The sequence below is a fragment of the Schaalia odontolytica genome (genome assembly GCF_005696695.1).
In the GTDB taxonomy this organism is placed as follows: Bacteria; Actinomycetota; Actinomycetes; order Actinomycetales; family Actinomycetaceae; genus Pauljensenia; species Pauljensenia odontolytica_C.
In genome coordinates, this window is sequence record NZ_CP040006.1 from 898443 (window position 1) to 916111 (window position 17669).

At 66.7% G+C, this 17669-nt stretch carries 12 protein-coding genes; 6 read left to right on the forward strand and 6 right to left on the reverse strand.

Features of this window, described 5'->3' with window-relative positions; all coding sequences use genetic code 11:
• Nucleotides 1-256 precede the first annotated feature (256 nt).
• Complete coding sequence (valS, locus tag FBF35_RS03935) at nucleotides 257-2968, reverse strand: valine--tRNA ligase (RefSeq protein ID WP_060566838.1); 2712 nt, start codon at nucleotides 2966-2968, stop codon at nucleotides 257-259.
• 224 nt (nucleotides 2969-3192) lie between these two features.
• On the opposite strand from valS, the gene FBF35_RS03940 reads away from it, so the two are divergent.
• Nucleotides 3193-4545 (forward strand): M20/M25/M40 family metallo-hydrolase, encoded by a 1353-nt coding sequence (locus FBF35_RS03940; protein ID WP_187348968.1) that lies wholly within the window; start codon nucleotides 3193-3195, stop codon nucleotides 4543-4545.
• 66 nt (nucleotides 4546-4611) lie between these two features.
• Here FBF35_RS03940 and FBF35_RS03945 read toward each other — a convergent pair whose 3' ends face one another.
• The 3 genes from FBF35_RS03945 to FBF35_RS03955 form a co-directional block, all read right to left on the reverse strand.
• Entirely contained in the window at nucleotides 4612-5976 is a 1365-nt protein-coding gene (locus FBF35_RS03945) for a Na+/H+ antiporter family protein (RefSeq protein ID WP_060566843.1), read from the reverse strand.
• A gap of 72 nt (nucleotides 5977-6048) precedes the next feature.
• Complete coding sequence (proC, locus tag FBF35_RS03950) at nucleotides 6049-6855, reverse strand: pyrroline-5-carboxylate reductase (protein WP_060566845.1); 807 nt, start codon at nucleotides 6853-6855, stop codon at nucleotides 6049-6051.
• A 150-nt stretch (nucleotides 6856-7005) separates the two neighbouring features.
• Nucleotides 7006-8985 carry a helicase HerA-like domain-containing protein gene (locus FBF35_RS03955; protein ID WP_060566847.1) on the reverse strand — a complete coding sequence of 660 codons (1980 nt, stop codon included), beginning with the start codon at nucleotides 8983-8985 and terminating at the stop codon, nucleotides 7006-7008.
• A gap of 206 nt (nucleotides 8986-9191) precedes the next feature.
• Between FBF35_RS03955 and FBF35_RS03960 the strand changes: the two genes are divergently transcribed.
• The 5 genes from FBF35_RS03960 (at nucleotide 9192) to FBF35_RS03980 (ending at nucleotide 16340) form a co-directional block, all read left to right on the forward strand.
• Nucleotides 9192-9926, forward strand: a complete 735-nt coding sequence (locus tag FBF35_RS03960) for a ComEA family DNA-binding protein (RefSeq protein ID WP_241772559.1) — start codon at nucleotides 9192-9194, stop codon at nucleotides 9924-9926.
• Complete coding sequence (locus FBF35_RS03965) at nucleotides 9926-11476, forward strand: ComEC/Rec2 family competence protein (protein WP_241772560.1); 1551 nt, start codon at nucleotides 9926-9928, stop codon at nucleotides 11474-11476. Before FBF35_RS03960 ends, FBF35_RS03965 begins: the two co-directional genes overlap by 1 nt.
• 147 nt (nucleotides 11477-11623) lie before the next feature.
• A complete protein-coding gene (gene holA / locus FBF35_RS03970) occupies nucleotides 11624-12601 on the forward strand; it encodes a DNA polymerase III subunit delta (protein WP_060566854.1) in 978 nt (325 codons plus the stop codon).
• A 54-nt stretch (nucleotides 12602-12655) separates the two neighbouring features.
• Complete coding sequence (locus tag FBF35_RS03975; RefSeq protein ID WP_060566857.1) at nucleotides 12656-14404, forward strand: ABC transporter ATP-binding protein; 1749 nt, start codon at nucleotides 12656-12658, stop codon at nucleotides 14402-14404.
• 10 nt (nucleotides 14405-14414) lie between these two features.
• A complete protein-coding gene (locus FBF35_RS03980) occupies nucleotides 14415-16340 on the forward strand; it encodes an ABC transporter ATP-binding protein (RefSeq protein WP_410060762.1) in 1926 nt (641 codons plus the stop codon).
• A 192-nt stretch (nucleotides 16341-16532) separates the two neighbouring features.
• Here the strand turns inward: FBF35_RS03980 and rpsT are convergent, their stop codons facing one another.
• Both rpsT and FBF35_RS03990 read right to left on the reverse strand, forming a co-directional pair.
• A complete protein-coding gene (rpsT, locus tag FBF35_RS03985; RefSeq protein ID WP_060566861.1) occupies nucleotides 16533-16799 on the reverse strand; it encodes a 30S ribosomal protein S20 in 267 nt (88 codons plus the stop codon).
• A gap of 212 nt (nucleotides 16800-17011) precedes the next feature.
• Nucleotides 17012-17650 carry a type II toxin-antitoxin system PemK/MazF family toxin gene (locus FBF35_RS03990; RefSeq protein ID WP_060566863.1) on the reverse strand — a complete coding sequence of 213 codons (639 nt, stop codon included), beginning with the start codon at nucleotides 17648-17650 and terminating at the stop codon, nucleotides 17012-17014.
• Nucleotides 17651-17669: the final 19 nt, after the last annotated feature.

Here is a 17669-nt window from a genome sequence, read left to right on the forward strand (position 1 = left end):
TTGCGCTCGGCGCTTGCTTTGCGGCTATTTGATGGCCTGAGTTGAACGCGATCACAACACAGTTTCTACTGAACGAGAAAACGAGAAAGCGTGCATGACCGAGAAACGGATCGTTTGCAGCCTGTCGTATTCCAGCGCGGCATAGGACAATGATTGTCCTGAGCATTGGTGACTGAGGTACGTGACCTTGATGAGGTTGGAATCGCAAAGGGGCCGCCCGTGGATTCCCACGGGCGGCCCCCCAGCATCCTAACGATCAGCCCTTGCGCTTTGCAGGAGCCTCGCCCAGCTCGAAGGACTCGACAACGGCCTCGGTGGCCTCAGCGTCGTCGGAGGCAGCCACGGTCAGGGCACCCACGGCCTTCGACGCGGCCTCCAGGTCGCCCTTCACGGACTCCAGGGCCTCCACCTGAGCCTGCGGTGCGCGCACCGTCACCGCCAGGAACGGCGTACGCGGCGACACCTTCGCCTCAGACTTCACACGGCGCAGCGCGATCAGAGCAGACGACGCAGCCTCGAGCACCGAAGGATCGCCCTCGACGCCAGCCAGGTCCGCGACCACCGGCCACGGCGCGACGTGCACGGAGCCCTCGCGGTACCAGCTCCACACCTCTTCCGTCACGTACGGCAGGTAGGGGGCCAGCAGGCGCACAACGTTATCAATGACGATCGCCAGAGCCGCACGGGCCGACGCGGCCGAGGCCTCGTCCCACGCGCCATCACGGTTGTAGGCGCGCTCCTTGACCAGCTCCAGGTAGTCGTCGCAGAACGTCCAGAAGAACGACTCCGTAACCTCGAGCGCGCGAGAGTGCTCGTAGGACGCCAGGGCAGCCGAGGCCTCGTCGATGACGGAGGCCAGCGCCGCCAGCACCGAACGATCCAGCGGCACCGTCACCAGCGCCGGATCCAGATCGATCGCCGCGCCCTCGCCGCCCATTGTGAGTGCAAACTTCGACGCGTTCAGCACCTTGATCGCCAGGCGGCGGCCAATCTTCATCTGCTGCTCGTCGAACGCTGCATCCAGGCCCAGGCGAGCCGACGCCGCCCAGTAACGCACGGCATCCGAACCGTACTTCTCCAGGATGCCCATGGGGGTCACGACGTTGCCCTTGGACTTCGACATCTTCTTGTGGTCCGAATCCAGGATCCAGCCCGACAGGCCCGCGTGCTTCCACGGCAGCGCGCCGAACTCCAGGTCCGCGCGCACCACGGTGGAGAACAGCCACGTACGAATGATGTCCTGGCCCTGCGGGCGCAGATCCATCGGGTACGTGCGAGCGAACAGGTCCTCGTCATCCAGCCAGCCACAGGCCAGCTGCGGGGACAGCGAGGACGTCGCCCACGTGTCCATGATGTCCAGCTCGCCCACGAAGCCGCCGGCCACGCCGCGCTGATCCTCCGTGTAGCCCTCCGGAACGTCCGTCGACGGATCGACCGGCAGCGCAGCCTCAGACGGGGTGATGATGTCGTCGTAGTTGACCTGGCCGTCCGCGTCCACTCGGTACCACAGCGGGAACGGCACGCCGAAGAAGCGCTGACGCGACACCAGCCAGTCGCCCTTCAGACCCTTCACCCAGTTCTCGTAGCGCACGCGCATGAAGTCGGGGTGGAACTCCAGCTCGCGGCCGCGGCCGATGAGCTCCTCGTTCAGGTCCTTGCCCGAGGCCGGGTTCGTCCACGCGCGGCCACCGTTACGGATGTACCACTGGCGCGAGGTGACGATCTCGAGGGGCTTGTCGCCCTTCTCGAAGAAGTTGGTCTGACGCATCGTCTTGGTCGGCTCGCCCTTCAGCTCGCCCGACTCGCGCAGGGCGGCCACCACGGCCTCGCGCGCGGAGAACGTCGTCTTGCCGGTGATCTCCTCGAAAGCCGCGCGACCCGCATCGGTCGTGATCCACTCGGGGGTCTCGGTGATGATGCGGCCGTCCTTGCGCAGGATCGCGCGCAGCGGCAGCTCCAGGTCACGCCACCAGTCGATATCGGTCGTGTCGCCGAAGGTACAGCACATGGCGATACCCGCGCCCTTGTCCATCTCCGCCTCGGGGTGGGGCAGGATCGGCACCTCAACGCCGTACACGGGGGAGGCAACCGTCGTACCGAACAGCGGCTTGTAGCGCTCGTCGTCCGGGTGGGCGATCAGGGCCACGCAGGCGGCCAGCAGCTCAGGACGCGTCGTCTCGATGCACACGTCCACGCCGTCCTCGACGGGCGCGCCGGCGGCGGCAGCCTTCGCGGCGGCCTCGGCGTCGGTGATGTGGAAGGCCAGGCGGTGGTAGAAGCCCGGGTACTCGCGGCTCTCCAGCTCAGCCTGGGCGACCGCCGTCTGGAAGGTGACGTCCCACAGGCCCGGGGCCTCGGCCTGGTAGGCCTCGCCGCGCGCCAGGTTGCGCAGGAATGCAGCCTGGGCGACCTTGCGGGCGCGCGCACCGATCGTCTGGTAGTTCTGCTTCCAGTCCACGCTCAGGCCCAGGTAGCGCCACAGCGCCTCGAACTGAGCCTCGTCTTCCTGGGTGAGGCGCTCGCACAGCTCCACGAAGTTCTTACGGGAGATCGGCTTCTGGTCGCGAGCCTTGATCGACTTGCCGTCGCCGCCCACGTGCGGGGGCTCGAAGTCGGGGTCGTAGGGCAGCGTGGCGTCCACGCGCACGCCGAAGTAGTTCTGCACGCGGCGCTCGGTGGGCAGGCCGTTGTCGTCCCACCCCATCGGGTAGAACACGGACTTGCCGATCATGCGCTGGTAGCGGGCCACGACGTCGGTGTGCGTGTAGGAGAAAACATGGCCGATGTGCAGGGAGCCGGATACCGTCGGCGGGGGAGTGTCGATCGAGTACACCTGCTCGCGCGTGGCGCTGCGGTCAAAAGCGTAGGTGCCCTGGCTTTCCCAGGCCTCACCCCACTTGGCTTCGAGGCCTTCGGGGGCGGCGCGGTCGGGCACGCGAGGCGCCTGCGCACGGGTGTTCATGGCCATAATTGAGTTGTCTCCATCCGAGTCGTGGACTGTTTGCCCCACTAGCCTACGTTTCCCCAGGCATTTCGGTCCAATGCTGGGCCTTTTAGCCCCCGGCGCGTCGCTCACACGCGTCGTTACAAAAGTTCCCCTCGTGGCGCGGTCGGGTGAACGTGAGCGCGTGGGGATACCGTGGTGTCAGACGCGGGAGCCGGGACGAGGCCCCCGCCGGGAAGGGGATCATCGTGAGGACGCAATCACTGGGCGAGCAGACCGTCGACCTGTTGGGACGCCTGGTGCGCCTGGGCTGCGTCAACGACCTGACCGCCGACTCGGGCGGAGAGGAGCGCGCCGCCGACCTCCTCGAGGACTTCTTCGCGGGCCTGCCCGTGTCAATCGAGCGGATCACCCCGCACCCCGGGCGCACCACCCTCGTCGTCACGGTTGAGGGCGCGGATCCGCGCAGCCCCGGCACACCCCTGACCCTCCTCGGGCATACGGACGTTGTGCCCGTGGATACGGCGAAGTGGACGCGTGATCCTTTCGGCGCTCAGGTCGAGGACGACGTCATGTGGGGGCGCGGCACCGTCGACATGCTCCACCTGACCGCCGCGATGGCCGTCGTGACCCGCGAAGTCGCCCGCCGCGCTCAGGACGGCAATCCTCCCGCGCGCTCCCTGGTGTTCGTGGCCGCCGCAGACGAGGAAGCCCGAGGAGGACTCGGCGTCCCGTGGATCGGCGACAACAAGCCGGACGTCTTCCCGTGGGATGCAGCCCTGTCCGAAATGGGAGGAGCGCACATTCGTGGGCGCCGCGGAGGCGATAGCGTCGTCGTGGTCGTCGGCGAAAAGGGTGCCGCCCAGCGCCGCCTGCACATCCGGGGCGACGCCGGCCACGGCTCGGTTCCGCTGGGGCGCACGAGCGCCGTCGAGCGCCTCGCCCAGGTGAGTGCGGCGCTGTCCGCCGCCCGCTGGCTCACCGCCACGGACGTGGTCTGGGCCTCCTTCGTGCGTGCCTTCGAGTTCGATGAAACGACCGAAACGAGTCTCATCAACGGCACCTACGAGGGCGACTATTCCGAGTTCGAGGACCTGGCGGCGTTCGCGCACGCGATCTCCCATGTGACCGTCGCCCAGACGGTGGCCCGCGCGGGCGGGCCCATCAATGTCATGCCCTCCCACGCCACCCTCGAACTCGACATCCGCACGCTGCCCGGCGTCGACGACGATGACGTGGATGCCGCCATCACGGCGGCCCTCGGCGACCTCGCCGAGCACGTGACCATCGAGCGCCTCCTGTGCGAGGCCGCCACGGCCTCGTCGATCGACACAGACCTGTACCGGGCGATCGAAGCGGCGCTGACAAAGCGCTACCCGGGCGCGCGCGTCGTGCCCGTCCTCTTCCCCGGCGGATCCGACCTGCGCGTGGCCCGCAGGCTTGGCGGTATCGGGTATGGCTTCGGGGCCGTGGATAGCGGTGCGAGCCTGGGGCATGTGTACTCACAGCTGCACGCACACGACGAACACATCGCCCTGGTGGACGTGCGTGCGACCGCCGAGGTCCTCCACGAGGTCGTGACCGCCTACCTGGGCGCATAACGAGGCCGGGGCCAGGTTGCGCGTTCGTGCAACCCAGCCCCGGCCTCGTAGAGAAGAACGATGGAATCAGAGGACCATCGCCGCGATCCAACCACCGATCAACAGTGGAATGTTGTAGTGGATGAACTCGGGGATGACCGTGTCTCGCATGTGGTCGTGCTGACCGTCGATGTTCAGACCGGATGTCGGGCCGAGCGTCGAGTCGGACGCGGGTGAGCCGGCGTCGCCGAGCGCGCCCGCCGTGCCGATGATCGACACGGTCGCGATGGGGGAGAAGCCGAGCGCTACGCACAGCGGCACGTAGATTGCCGAAATGATCGGCAGCGTCGAGAAGGACGAACCGATACCCATCGTGATGATCAGGCCGACCACGAGCATGATCATGGCGGCCAGTGCCTTCGAGCCGTTGAACATCGCGGAGGTTTGCTGGACGAGGGGCTCGATCTGGCCGGACGCCTTCAGGACGGACGCGTAGCCCTGTGCGGTGATCATGATGAGGCCGATAAGGCTCATCATCTTCATGCCGCCGCTGAACACGTCGTCTGCCTGCTGCCAGGGAACGACGCGCATCGCGAGCATCATGCACAGGCCCACCAGGGAACCCACGAGCAGCGGGTCGGCCTCGGAATCCATCTTGGTCATGACGGCCTGGATGACGAAGCAGGCGACGAGGGCGGCGATGGCTGCCCAGACCTTCTTCATCTCGACGGGCTTGTCGCTGTCGGAGCTGAACGAGGTCTCGCGCTGTTCGTATTCGCGCGGCTTGCGGTAGGAGACGAGCAGGGCGATTGCACAGCCCACGGCCATCGAGGCTGCGGGGATCGCCATGGCGGCCATCGGGTTGACGATGCCCTCGACGGGCAGGCCGGCTTCCTCGATGTTCTTGTAGAGAATGTCGTGCAGGAAGATACGGCCGAAGCCGATCGGCACGAACATGTAGGTCGTGACGATGCCGAAAGTGATCGCACAGGCGACCAGGCGACGGTCCATCTTCAGCTCGTTCATGACGCCGATGAGCGGGGGCACCAGCAGAGGGATGAACGCGATGTGAATCGGGATGAGGTTCTGGCTCATCACGCCCATGACGAGGACGCCGCCGAGGATGCCCCACTTGGCGGAGCGGGCCACGCGCGCCGAGTTTGAGTCGTCGGCATTACGCAGCTTCTTGATGATCCAGTTCGCCAGCAAACGCGGCAATCCGGAGTGGGCGACCGACATAGCGAACGCACCGAGCAGGGCGTAAGACAGGGCGATCTTTGCGCCGCCGGCGAGGCCGTCCTGGAAGGCAACCATCGTGGCGGACATGCCCATGCCGGCGACCAGGCCGCCCACGAGGGAGGCCACGAAGAGAGAGATGACGACGTGCACGCGTGCGACGCTGAGGATCAGCATAACGAGCACGGAGAGCACGACTGCGTTGAAGAGCAACATGTGTGTTCCTGTGTTGAGGGTGCGCGGGTGCGCCAAATAAGGGGGAGGTAAGCCGCTGTGCGGCAGGTGGTGTCAGCCGAGATGGGAGTCGGCGTGGATGGATGCGTCGACGGCACCTACCAGTGCGGTCGACAAACCACCTTCCTCGGCGGCCAGCAATCCTGCGATTGTGGTGCCGCCGGGGCTCGTCACCCGATCAATGAGTTGCGCGGGGATCGTGCCCGCCTCGCGTTCGGCGAGGAGCAGTGCAGCGGCTCCCGCCATCGCCTGTGCGGCGATCTCGACGGCGCTGTCCTTGGACAGGCCGTGCTTGAGACCAGCGCGGGCGAAAGAATCAACAATCTGGAAATACCAGGCCGGAGAGCACGAGGCCAGGGCCTGGAACACGGGGAAATAGTCCTCGTCAATGAGGATGGTGCGGCCGACCGAGTCCATGAGGGATCGGACGGCTGCGACCTGCGCGTCGGTGGCGCGCGCGGCCGTCAGGGCGGTCATGGACTGCCCGACGGTGGCCGCGACGTTCGGCATGACGCGCACGAGCGGGATGCCCGCGCCGAAGTCAGTGGTGATCTGGTCGAGGGTGCGCCCCGCCGCCAGGGAGACGATGCAGACGTCGGTGCGACCGACCACGATGGGGGAGATCTCCTTGATGACCGCGCGCTGGTCCTTGGGCTTGACGGCCAGGATGACGATGTCGGCCTGGCGGGCCAGGGAGGCGTTCGAGGACGCGGCTGCCGCGCCGAGTTCGTCGGCGAGGTCGCAGGCCTTGGCGGCGGTGCGGTTGGAGAAGACCAGGGTCGCGGGATCGACGCCGGACGCGACGGCACCGCGAGCGATGGCCTGGGCCATGGCTCCCGTTCCGATGAATCCGATACGCATCAGGGTCTCCCGTGAAAGTTGGTCGATTGCGTTGCAGCTTACTCCACTTTGCCGTTTCTTGGCACAACGGCCGCACTGTGAGACGAGGCCGGGGCCCGGACTCCCCGAAGGAGCCCCCAGCCTCGGCCTCGTGCCGAAAAAACGGAAGGGTCAGCGCTTGCGGGTGCCGAAGATGGAGCGAGTGATCTCGCGGCCGGCGGTGCGCAGGACGGACCCGAGGACGTTTTCGACCTGGCGGGTACGGCGTTCGGCGGCGCGCTGGCGGGCGGCCTCCTCCTTCTCCTGCTGCTTTTCGACCTGGCGGCGCAGCTTCTCCATTTCCTTCTGGCGAGCAGCCTCTTCCTTTGCGGCGGCCTTCTCGGCCTCCTTGGCGGCGCGCTCGGCTTCCTTCTCGGCCTCCTTTTGCAGGCGTTCGGCCTCCCTCGCGGCCTCTTCCTGGGCGATGGCTTCCTCGCGGGCGGCCTGTGCATCGGCCGCGCGGCGCTCGAGCTTCTCCTCGGCGGAGTCCGGGTTCACGGCGTCGCGGTAGCGGCCCATGATGACGCTGGACTGGTTGATGCGCGCGACCGTGTCAGCGGACGCGGGGCCCATGACGGAGGCGGGCGCCCAGATGCCGACCGGCGTGACCGGGGTGGGGTTACCCTTCGGATCCAGGACGGTCACGACGGCCTCGCCGGTGCCCAGGGTGGTGAGGACCTCGTCGAGCTCCAGGGAGGTCTTCGGGAAGGTCTGGACCGTGGCCTTGAGCTTCTTGAAATCGTCCGGGGTGGAGGCACGCAGGCCGTGCTGGATACGCGAACCGAGCTGGGCCAGGACGTCAGAGGGGATGTCCTTGGGGGTCTGCGTCACGAAGACGACGCCCACGCCCTTGGAGCGGATGAGTCGCACGGTCTGGACGACCTGACGCTCGAACTCCTTGGTGGCGTCCGCAAACAAAAGGTGCGCCTCGTCGAAGAAGAACACCAGCTTGGGGCGCTCGACGTCGCCGACCTCGGGCAGGGTGGAGAAGAGGTTGGCGAGCAGGAACATGATGACGGCGCTGACCAGCGCCGGGCGCGTAGAGATATCGCCGACGCCGAGCAGGGAGATGATGCCGCGGCCGGTCGAATCCATACGCATGAGGTCGGCCGTGTCGAAGCCGGGGGCACCGAAGAACTGGCCGCCGCCCTGGGACTCGAGCGCGGTCAGGGCGCGCAGGATGACGCCGGCGGTGGCCTTGGAGACGCCGCCGATCGTGGCCAGCTCGTCCTTGCCCTCATCCGAGGTCAGGAAGGAGATGACGGCGCGCAGGTCGGGAAGGTCGATGAGCTCGAGGCCCTGGCCGTCCGCCCACGCGAAGATCAACTGGAGGGCCTGCTCCTGCGTGGTGTTGAGGGCGAGCGCGCGGGCGAGCAGGATCGGGCCGAAGTCGGAGATCTGGGCGCGCACGGGCACGCCCGGGAACTGCGAATCCGCGCCACCCAGGCTCAGCAGCTCGATCGGGAACGAGGAGGACGCCCAGTCCTGACCGTTGGCCGCGGTGCGGCTCAGGAGCTTCTCGGAGCTGGCGCCGGCCTCGGCCAGGCCGGTCAGGTCGCCCTTGACGTCGCACAGGAGGACGGAGGAGCCGTTCGCGGACAGGCCCTCGGCCAGGAGCTGGAGGGTACGGGTCTTGCCCGTGCCCGTCGCTCCGGCGACCAGGAGGTGGCGGTTGAACATGGGCAGCGGCATCTTGGCGCTCACGCCGGGCACGCGCGCACCGTTGTCAATCAGGGTGCCGATCGTGACCGCGGGGACGTCCCAGGAGTAGGCGCCCTGGATCTGGGTGGCGAAAGCCGACAGTTCGGTGCTGGGGGCGGGGGACGAGGCCGGGGCGGCAGGCGCTTCGGCGGCGGGGGCCTCGGGTGCGGGGGCGGCCTCGGCGGCCTCCACCTGGGTGCGCAGCGCGTCGGCCGTCGCGCGGGCGGCTTCCGCCTGCTGGGTCTCGGCCTCGGCCGTGGCGGCAGGCGCGTCTGCGGCCGAGCCGCCCTTTGCTTCAAGCTGGAGACGCAGGGCTTCGGCCTTTGCGCGGGCGGCCTCAGCCTCGGCGGCCTTCGCGGCTGCTTCCGCCGCGGCGAGCTGCGCCTTGAGGTCCTCGATGTTCTCGCTCATGGTGTGGCCTTTCGGCTCTGGGCGCAGTGCGCCACTGTACTTCGACGTTACCGGAACAGTATCCCTTGGGACCGCAGTCCCATGCGAGTTATGCGGGGTGGGTCGGATGTGGGATTCGTCCACAACCCCCACACGCGCGTCGCAGTTATCCACAGGGGTTCGTTTTCGTGTGTGCTCCTGGCGTTCGCCGGGGTTAGCGTGCGGGCATGAACGTGTCACGATGGTTGGCTCGTCGGCGCATGGCGGCGCTGACGAAAGCCGTGTACGACAGCGCCCTCAGTGAGGACGACGAACCCGCCGAGCCGAGCGCCGCCCGCCTCCTACCTGGAGCAACGACCGTGGCCGCGCTGATCGTCGTGGTCGTCCTGATAGCGGCCATGGGGGTGTGGAGGCACGCGGCGGCACGCGAGCATTCCCAGGCCCTCGCCCAATCCTCCTCCGAGCGAGAAGAGAGCGAGGCCGCGCCTGTCGCGACAGGCCCGTCCCCATCCGCATCCGCTTCCGCTTCCGCAGGCGATCGCACCGACGCTGTCGTCGTCTACGTCTCCGGTGCTGTCGCTTCCCCGGGAGTACTCACCCTGCCGGCCTCTTCCCGAGTCATCGACGCCATCACGTCAGCCGGAGGCGCAACACCCGAGGCCGACCTGGAATCAATCAACCTCGCCCGACTCCTCGTCGATGGGGAACAGATCCGGGTCGGCATCGTTGGGGAATCGCCACCAGCAGCCTCCGAGGCGGGCACCCCAGCGGGGGCGTGCATTCGACTGGCCACCGCCACCGAGGCCGAGCTCCAGACCCTGCCCGGCATCGGACCGGCCCTCGCGCAGCGCATCATCTCCTACCGGGCCACGCACCCTCGCCTGTCCGCCGTCGAGGAACTCGACGATGTGCCCGGAATCGGCCCGTCCCTCATTGAGAAGATCCGGCCGGGTGTGTGCTGATGAGTGACACGCAATGCGCTCCCCGCATGATCGACCTGCGCCTCGCGCCCGCAGCCACCGCCACCTGGGCCGCCACCTGGTGGGCGACAAGCCGACCCGTGCCATGGCTCTTGATCGGAGTGTGCGCCCTTGTCGTGCTCGGATGCGCCGCCTCCTACGCGCTCTCGCAACGCGGCCGGAATACACCCAGACACGCCCTCACCCCACCCCGGTCCGCTCGCCTCGGCGTCGCACTCCTCCTCGCCTGCGTGGCCTGCGCGCTCGCGGTCGGATCCACCGCCCGCCGGCAATACGACGCCGACCCCGCCCGCCGAGACTCCGGCCCCATCCACGCGCGCGTCGCCCTCCAGGCCGACCCAGCCCCGCCCTCGTCCGGGTTCTCAGCGACACGCAGTGCTCGCGCGCGCATCGAGGCAGTCTCCGTGGGGGAGGAGTGGCAACCCTCGAACGCCGCTGCACTCGTGCGCGCGCCCGGGTGGCGGGACGCCGCGCGAGGCGACGTCTACGAGGTCTGGGGGAACCTCGACGCGACCTTTGCCGCCGACGCGCCATCGGTGGGCACGATACGCGTCAGGCGTGCCCAGCTCATCGCCAGACCCGGTGGCCTGTCCGACTGGATGCGCTCCACCCACCGGGCATTCACCCACGCCTGCGCGCCTCTGCCCAGGGACGCACGCTCCCTCGTCCCCGGCATGGCGATCGGAGATGACCGTGCCATGCCCGCAGACCTGTCCGACGCAATGAAGAAAACTTCCCTCACCCACCTCACCGCTGTCTCCGGATCCCACATCGTCATCGTCCTCGCCACCGTCAGCCTCGTCGTCCCCGCACGAAAAGCCCTACGCCTCGGGGCCACCATCCTCGTCCTGGGCACAATCCTCATCCTCGTCGGACCAGACCCCTCAGTCGTGCGCTCTGTCTGCGTCGCAGCCGTCGCCGCACTCGGACTTATTCTCGGACGCGAGGGCCAATCCATCGCCGCCCTCTGCGCCGTCGTCATCGCAACCCTCCTCATCGACCCCTGGTCATCCCGCTCCTACGGATTCGCCCTGTCGGCGCTCGCCGCGCTCGCGGTCGTCGGCCCCTCCGCGGCGCTAGTGCGGCGCTGTCGCCGGCGAATACGAGGGGACACGCGCGCGGGGAAGATGCTTCGCCGCCTCGTAGAGATGGTGTGCGTGCCCGCCTTCGCGGAGCTGGCGACCGCGCCGCTCATCGTGTCGCTCTCCGGAAACGTACCGGTGTGGGGGATCGCGGCCAACGTCATTGCCGAGCCCGCCGTTCCGGTCGCCACCGTCGCCGGGCTCGCGGGCGCTCTCATCTCCCCGCTGAGCATGCGCGTCGCCTCCGTATGTGCCGTCGTTGCTTCGTGGGCGACCGCATGGATCGCAGGGGCAGCGCGCATGTGCGCCTCCCTGCCCGGAACCGGGGTGCATGTGCCCGGTGGATCCTCGACAGTCTTGGGTGTGTACGCATGCTGCGGCGGCGGATGGGTTGCGTGGCGCGCGTGGAAGCGGTGGGGAGCCCCGATCGTCGATGAGCGGGGGCCATGAGTGGGGCAGACACCTACTGATGGTGCGTCGTCAAGCTCTCGTGACACCTGCCACGAGTAGTGTCCGCCCACGGCAAAGACGGACGCAAATGAGCTCGCTCGGTGGCAGACTTAGACAGTTACCGTTTCAGCGGAAAGGCAGGAAGACGTGGCAGCACGCGGTTCTCGCCCGGCGGCGCCAGCCCAGATCACGCTGGCACCCATCGTGTTGATCAAAGGCCCCGAGGGCCTTCTCGTCGACCGCGCCCTCGACCAGCTGCGCGCCCTCGCCCACGAGGCCGACCCCAACCTCGAGCGCACCGACATCAACGCGGCCACCTACCAGGCCGGACAGCTCGACGTCATCGCCTCGCCCTCACTCTTCGGCGAATCCCGCATGGTCATCATCCGGGACCTGGAAACGATGAGCGACGCCCTCGCCAACGATCTGATCACCTACGCCGGCGCGCCCGCCCCCGACGTGTGGATGTTCCTGGCACACCCCGGGGGCAACGCCCGCGGCAAGAAGGTCATTGACACGATCACCAAAGCCAAATGGCCCGTGATCCCCGCCGAACCGCTCAAGAACGACCGCGACAAGCTGGCGCTCATCGCCGCCGACGTGCGCGCCGCACGCCGGCAGATGGACACCGAGGCCCAGCAGGCCCTCGTGGACGCACTCGGCAACGACCCGCGTGCGATGGCCGGAGCCCTGGCCCAGCTGCTCTCCGACGTCAGTGGACGCATCACGCTGGAGGACGTGCGGCGCTACCAGGCCGGACGCGTCGAGGCAACGGGCTACGACGTCGCGGACGCGGCGGTTGCGGGCAACTCAGCGAAGGCCCTGACGCTCGCGCGTCACGCGTTCGCCACCGGCATTGCGCCCCAGCTTCTTGTCACCGCCCTGGCCATGAAGTTCCGCGCCATGGCGAAGGTCTCGATCGGCGGATCCGCATCCGCGCTCAAAATGGCCCCCTGGCAGGTGGACCGCGCCCGGCGGGAACTGCGCGGCTGGTCCGACGCCTCGCTGGCAGGAGCCTTCGGCGCTATCGCCACGGCAGACGCCGAAACAAAGGGCGCGTCGCGGGACCCGCAGCGCGCCATCGAAAAAGCACTTATCACCATCTGCAGGCTGCACGGGCGCTGAATACGCTCCCCGGCCTCGTCTATGAGAAGCCCGTAGGGAACGAAGAGGAGATACATGAAGACGATTCGAACGCTGGTGGGGAGGCTGCGCGAGTTCAGGAAACCCGCGATCCTGACCCCGCTGTTCATCATCGGTGAGGTCATCCTCGAGTGCCTGATCCCGCTGACAATGGTCACGCTGGTGGATGCACTCGACGGAGTGTCCCTGAGTCCCGTCATGCGCCTGGGCCTCATCCTCACGGGACTGGCCTTCGCGTCGCTCGCCTGCGGCATCCTGTCCGCGCGTTACGCCGCCACCGCCTCGGTGGGCCTGGCGAAAAATCTCCGTCAGGACCTCTTCTTCAAGGTCCAGGACTTCTCGTTTGCGGACATCGACCGCTTCTCCACGTCCTCGCTGGTCACGCGCATGACGACGGACGTCACGAACGTTCAGAACGCCTTCGGTATGCTCATCCGTATTGCGGTGCGCGTGCCCCTCATGATCGTGTTCTCGATCGTCATGGCGTGGCGCATTAACGTCCAGATGGCCCTCATCTTCCTCGGGATGGTTCCGGTTCTCGCCATCATCCTCGCGGCCATCGTGCTCATCGCCTTCCCGATCTTCCGTCGCATCTTCAAGAAGTACGATGCGCTGAACAACTCGGTGCAGGAGAATGTCGCTGCGATCCGTGTGGTCAAGTCTTTCGTCACCGAGGAACACGAGACCACGAAGTTCCGCGCCGCCTCGCAGGACGTGCGCAAGGACTTCACGAACGCCGAGAAGCTCATCGCGCTCAACAGCCCCGTCATGATGTTCTTCATCTTCGCTGCGATCGTCGCCGTCGACTATGTTGGCGCCTCGATCATCATCAACTCGGGAGCGACCGAGCTGACGAAGGGTGGACTGACCGCCCTCATCACCTACGGCATCCAGATTCTGACGCACATGCTGATGCTCGCCTTCATCTTCGTCATGACGACGATGGCCGCAGAGTCCGCGAACCGTATCGCCGAGGTCCTCAACCACGACCCGTCGCTCACCTCCCCGGCCAACGGCGCCACCGAGGTCCCGGACGGCTCCGTGGTCTTCGAGGGCGTGTCCTTCAAGTACTCCGAGAGCGCCGAAGAGAACGCGCTGTCTGACATCGACCTGCGCATAGAGTCGGGCTCTACGCTCGGCATCGTGGGTGGCACCGGCTCCTCCAAGACCTCGCTCATCCAGCTGATCTGCCGCCTCTACGACGTCTCCGAGGGGTCTGTGAAGGTCGGCGGTCGCGACGTGCGCGACTACGACCTGAGCGCCCTGCGTGACGCGGTTTCCGTCGTCCTGCAGAAGAACGTTCTCTTCTCCGGAACGATCAAGGAGAACATGCGCTGGGGCAACCCGGACGCGACCGACGAGCAGATTGAGCATGCGTGCAAGCTCGCGCAGGCCGACGAGTTCATCCAGCAGCTGCCCGGCGGCTACGACTACGTGATCTCCCGCGGCGGCACCAACGTGTCGGGTGGCCAGAAGCAGCGCCTGTGCATCGCCCGAGCGCTGCTGAAGAACCCGAAGATCCTCATCCTGGACGACTCCACCTCCGCCGTGGACACGAAGACCGATTCCCTGATCCGAAGCGCCTTCGAGACCGAGATCCCCGGTACGACGACGATCATCATCGCCCAGCGTCTGTCTTCGGTCAGCCACGCTGACCAGATCATCGTCCTCGACGACGGTCGCATCAAGGAACGCGGCACCCACGAGGAGCTGATGGCAGCGGGTGGAGAATACCGCGAGATCTACGACTCCCAGAATGCCGCGAGCGAAAGCGAGGTGGCCTGACATGGCACGCATGCATGGTCGTCCCGTTGACAGCGACGGCGAGAAGCTCGAGGGTATCGAGCGCCCCTTCGGCCGCCTCATGGCCTACGTGTTCCGCCACTACCCGGTGCGCATCAGCCTGACCGTCGTGTGCATCATTACGTCCGCCGTGGCCTCGGCGGTCGGCTCGATCTTCATGCAGCAGATCGTCGACAACGTCGTGACCCCAGGCCTGGAGAGCGGCTTCGACGCGGTGCGCGCCACCCTGGTGCGCCTCGTTGTCACGATGGGCATCATCTTCAGCGCCGGCGTTATCGGTAGCTTCATCTACACCCGCGCCATGGCGATCGTGACCCAGGGAACGCTCAAGCACATGCGAGACGACATGTTCGACTCCATGGAGCGCCTGCCCCTGCGATTCTTCGACACGCACCCGCACGGCGCGATCATGTCGACCTTCACCAACGACACGGACGCGATCCGTCAGCTGATCGGCCAGTCCATCCCGACGCTCATCCAGTCGGGCTTGACGATCATCGTCCTGATCGGCACGATGCTGTACTACTCCGTGTGGCTCTTCCTCGTTGTCCTCATCGTGGGCGCTCTCATGGCCTTCCTGACCGGAAAGCTCGGCGGGCTGTCAGGCCGCTTCATGAAGGCCCAGCAGGCTGCGCTGGCGGATGAAGAAGGCTTCATCGAAGAGATGATGGACGGGCAGAAGGTCGTCCAGGTCTTCAACCACGAGCAGGATGCCAAGGACGAGTTCGTCGAGTACAACCAGAAGCTCTTCGACTCCTCGCAGAAGGCGAATATCTACGGCAACGTGCTGATGCCTGCCCTGGGCAACATCGGCAACATCATGTACGTCGTTATCGCGATCGTCGGCGGCATCATGATTCTGGAGCAGACGCCGAATATTCACCTCTTTGGCGTCGACGTCATCACGGTTGGCGTGGTTGTGTCCTTCCTGGGCATGGTCCGTAACTTCTCGCAGACGATCGGCCAGATGTCGATGCAGGTCCCGATGATCGCCTTGGGTATGGCGGGCGCGGGCCGCGTGTTCGCCCTCATCGACCAGGAGCCCGAGGAGGACGAGGGCTACGTGACCCTCGTGCGTGCGCGCGAGCTGCCCGATGGCACTCTCGAGCCGACCGAGGAACGCACGGGAATCTGGGCGTGGCGCCACCCCCACAAGGCCGATGGCACCGTCACCTACACGCGACTGCGCGGTGAGCTCGTCATGGAGGACGTCGACTTCTCCTACGACGGCGAGAAGCAGATCCTGCACGACATCTCCCTGTGGGCCAAGCCCGGCCAGAAGATCGCCTTCGTGGGCGCCACGGGTGCCGGTAAGACGACGATCACCAACCTGATCAACCGCTTCTACGACATCGCTGACGGCAAGATCCGCTACGACGGCATCAACATCAACAAGATCCACAAGCCGGACCTGCGTCGCTCCCTCGGCGTTGTCCTGCAGGACGTCAAGCTGTTCACGGGCACGGTCATGGAGAACATCCGCTACGGCCGTCTGGACGCCACGGACGAGGAGTGCATCGCCGCTGCGAAGCTGGCCAACGCGGACTCCTTCATCCGGCGGCTGCCCGAGGGTTACGACACGATGCTGACCGGCAACGGCTCGAACCTCTCGCAGGGGCAAGCTCAGCTTCTGTCGATTGCGCGCGCCGCCGTGGCCGACCCGCCGGCGATGATCCTCGATGAGGCGACCTCCTCGATTGACACGCGTACCGAGGCCCTCGTGCAGCAGGGCATGGACAACCTCATGGAGGGGCGTACGGTCTTCGTGATCGCCCACCGCCTCTCGACGGTGCGCAACTCGGACGCGATCATGGTCCTGGACCACGGCCGCATCATCGAGCGCGGTAGCCACGACGACCTGATCGCCCAGAAGGGCGTGTACTACCAGCTCTACACGGGCGCCTTCGAGCTCGAGTAAGCGCTCAACGATCACGTTTGCCCCGGCCTCGTTTCGACGAGGTCGGGGCTTCGTTATGTGCGCCCGGCGCGGAGTGCGGGGGAGTGGTCAGGGTGGGTGTGCCGGCCACTCGCACGAAGCGCGCGGGGAGCGGGTATACGAAAGCGGGCCGCCCAGTGGGCGGCCCGCTTCACGTCAAACTATTGTTCGCGCTCAGTCACCGAGCGAGGCGACGCGACGAGCAAGCTTGGACTTGCGGTTCGCAGCCTGGTTCTTGTGGATGACGCCCTTGGAGACGGCGACGTCCAGCTTGCGCGAAGCAATGCGCAGTGCAGCGAGAGCCTTCTCCTTGTCGCCGGCCTCAACGGCCTCGCGGGTCTGACGGACCAGGGTCTTCAGCTCGGACTTCACGGACTGGTTACGAACGCGGCGCTTCTCGTTGGTCAGGATGCGCTTCTTCTGGGACTTAATGTTTGCCACAGTCGGATTTCTCCTTGATGTATGTCTGACAGGGTCGGTGAGGGCTGTGTCAAGACCGGGACTTAGGCGTGGGGACACCCGCAAACGGTCCTAACCAGACCCCCTGCCCGACCAGGCCGGGAGTCCAACGACCGATCATACCAGGGCGGGGCCTTTTCGTCATATCCCTAGGCGTTCTCGCGCCTCGTAAGGTCGGTCACGTGTTGGAGGTGTCAGTCGCCGTGCGTGCGGTAGTGCTCCTCGAGGGCATCGACGATCAGCTGCCAGGTTGCCTTGGGCAGGATCGAGCCTTCGCGGCGCACGTCGGTGGCCTTGACCCACAGGGCCCGGTCGAGGCGCACCTCGGAGGGGCGGCCCTTCGAGTCCCAGTCGCCCGCACCGATGTCGAGCCAGTAGCGTCCGGCGGCGGCCTCCTGGGCGGCGTCGCGCGTGTGGTCCTTGCTGGTTAGCTGCAGGAGGTACACGCCCTCGCCCTGTGCGCCGATGACGACGGCCGGGCGATCCTTGCCGACGGAGGCGTCCTCCTGGTAGGGCACCCAGGTCCACACGACCTCGCCGGGATCCGCGTCGCCGTCCATGACGGGCGTGTACGAGGCGTGGGCGAGTGCGTCGGCGATGCTCGCTTCTCGGATCGAGGTCTTAGGTCGATTCGAGGTCGCCGGATCCTCGTAGCGGTGCTGCGAGCCGGAATGCGCGGAAGAAGACGAGGACGAACGCGGCTTGGGAGTCGACTTCTTGGCCGACTGACGCTGTCCCGTCTTCGTGGTCGTGGTGTTCTTCTGCGCCTCCTCTGTGGCGCCGGAGATGACACCGATGAGGAAGTTGATGATGCCCCTGACGATTGAGTTCATGGGACCAGCATACGGCAGG

Coding starts and splice junctions, on each gene's coding strand:
- FBF35_RS03975 (WP_060566857.1), top strand. CDS start 12,656: ATGAAGACGATTCGAACGCTGGTGGGGAGGCTGCGCGAGTTCAGGAAA.
- FBF35_RS03980 (WP_410060762.1), top strand. CDS start 14,415: ATGCATGGTCGTCCCGTTGACAGCGACGGCGAGAAGCTCGAGGGTATC.
- FBF35_RS03960 (WP_241772559.1), top strand. CDS start 9,192: ATGAACGTGTCACGATGGTTGGCTCGTCGGCGCATGGCGGCGCTGACG.
- FBF35_RS03955 (WP_060566847.1), bottom strand. CDS start 8,985: ATGAGCGAGAACATCGAGGACCTCAAGGCGCAGCTCGCCGCGGCGGAA.
- FBF35_RS03990 (WP_060566863.1), bottom strand. CDS start 17,650: ATGAACTCAATCGTCAGGGGCATCATCAACTTCCTCATCGGTGTCATC.
- FBF35_RS03965 (WP_241772560.1), top strand. CDS start 9,926: ATGAGTGACACGCAATGCGCTCCCCGCATGATCGACCTGCGCCTCGCG.
- FBF35_RS03945 (WP_060566843.1), bottom strand. CDS start 5,976: ATGTTGCTCTTCAACGCAGTCGTGCTCTCCGTGCTCGTTATGCTGATC.
- proC (WP_060566845.1), bottom strand. CDS start 6,855: ATGCGTATCGGATTCATCGGAACGGGAGCCATGGCCCAGGCCATCGCT.
- valS (WP_060566838.1), bottom strand. CDS start 2,968: ATGGCCATGAACACCCGTGCGCAGGCGCCTCGCGTGCCCGACCGCGCC.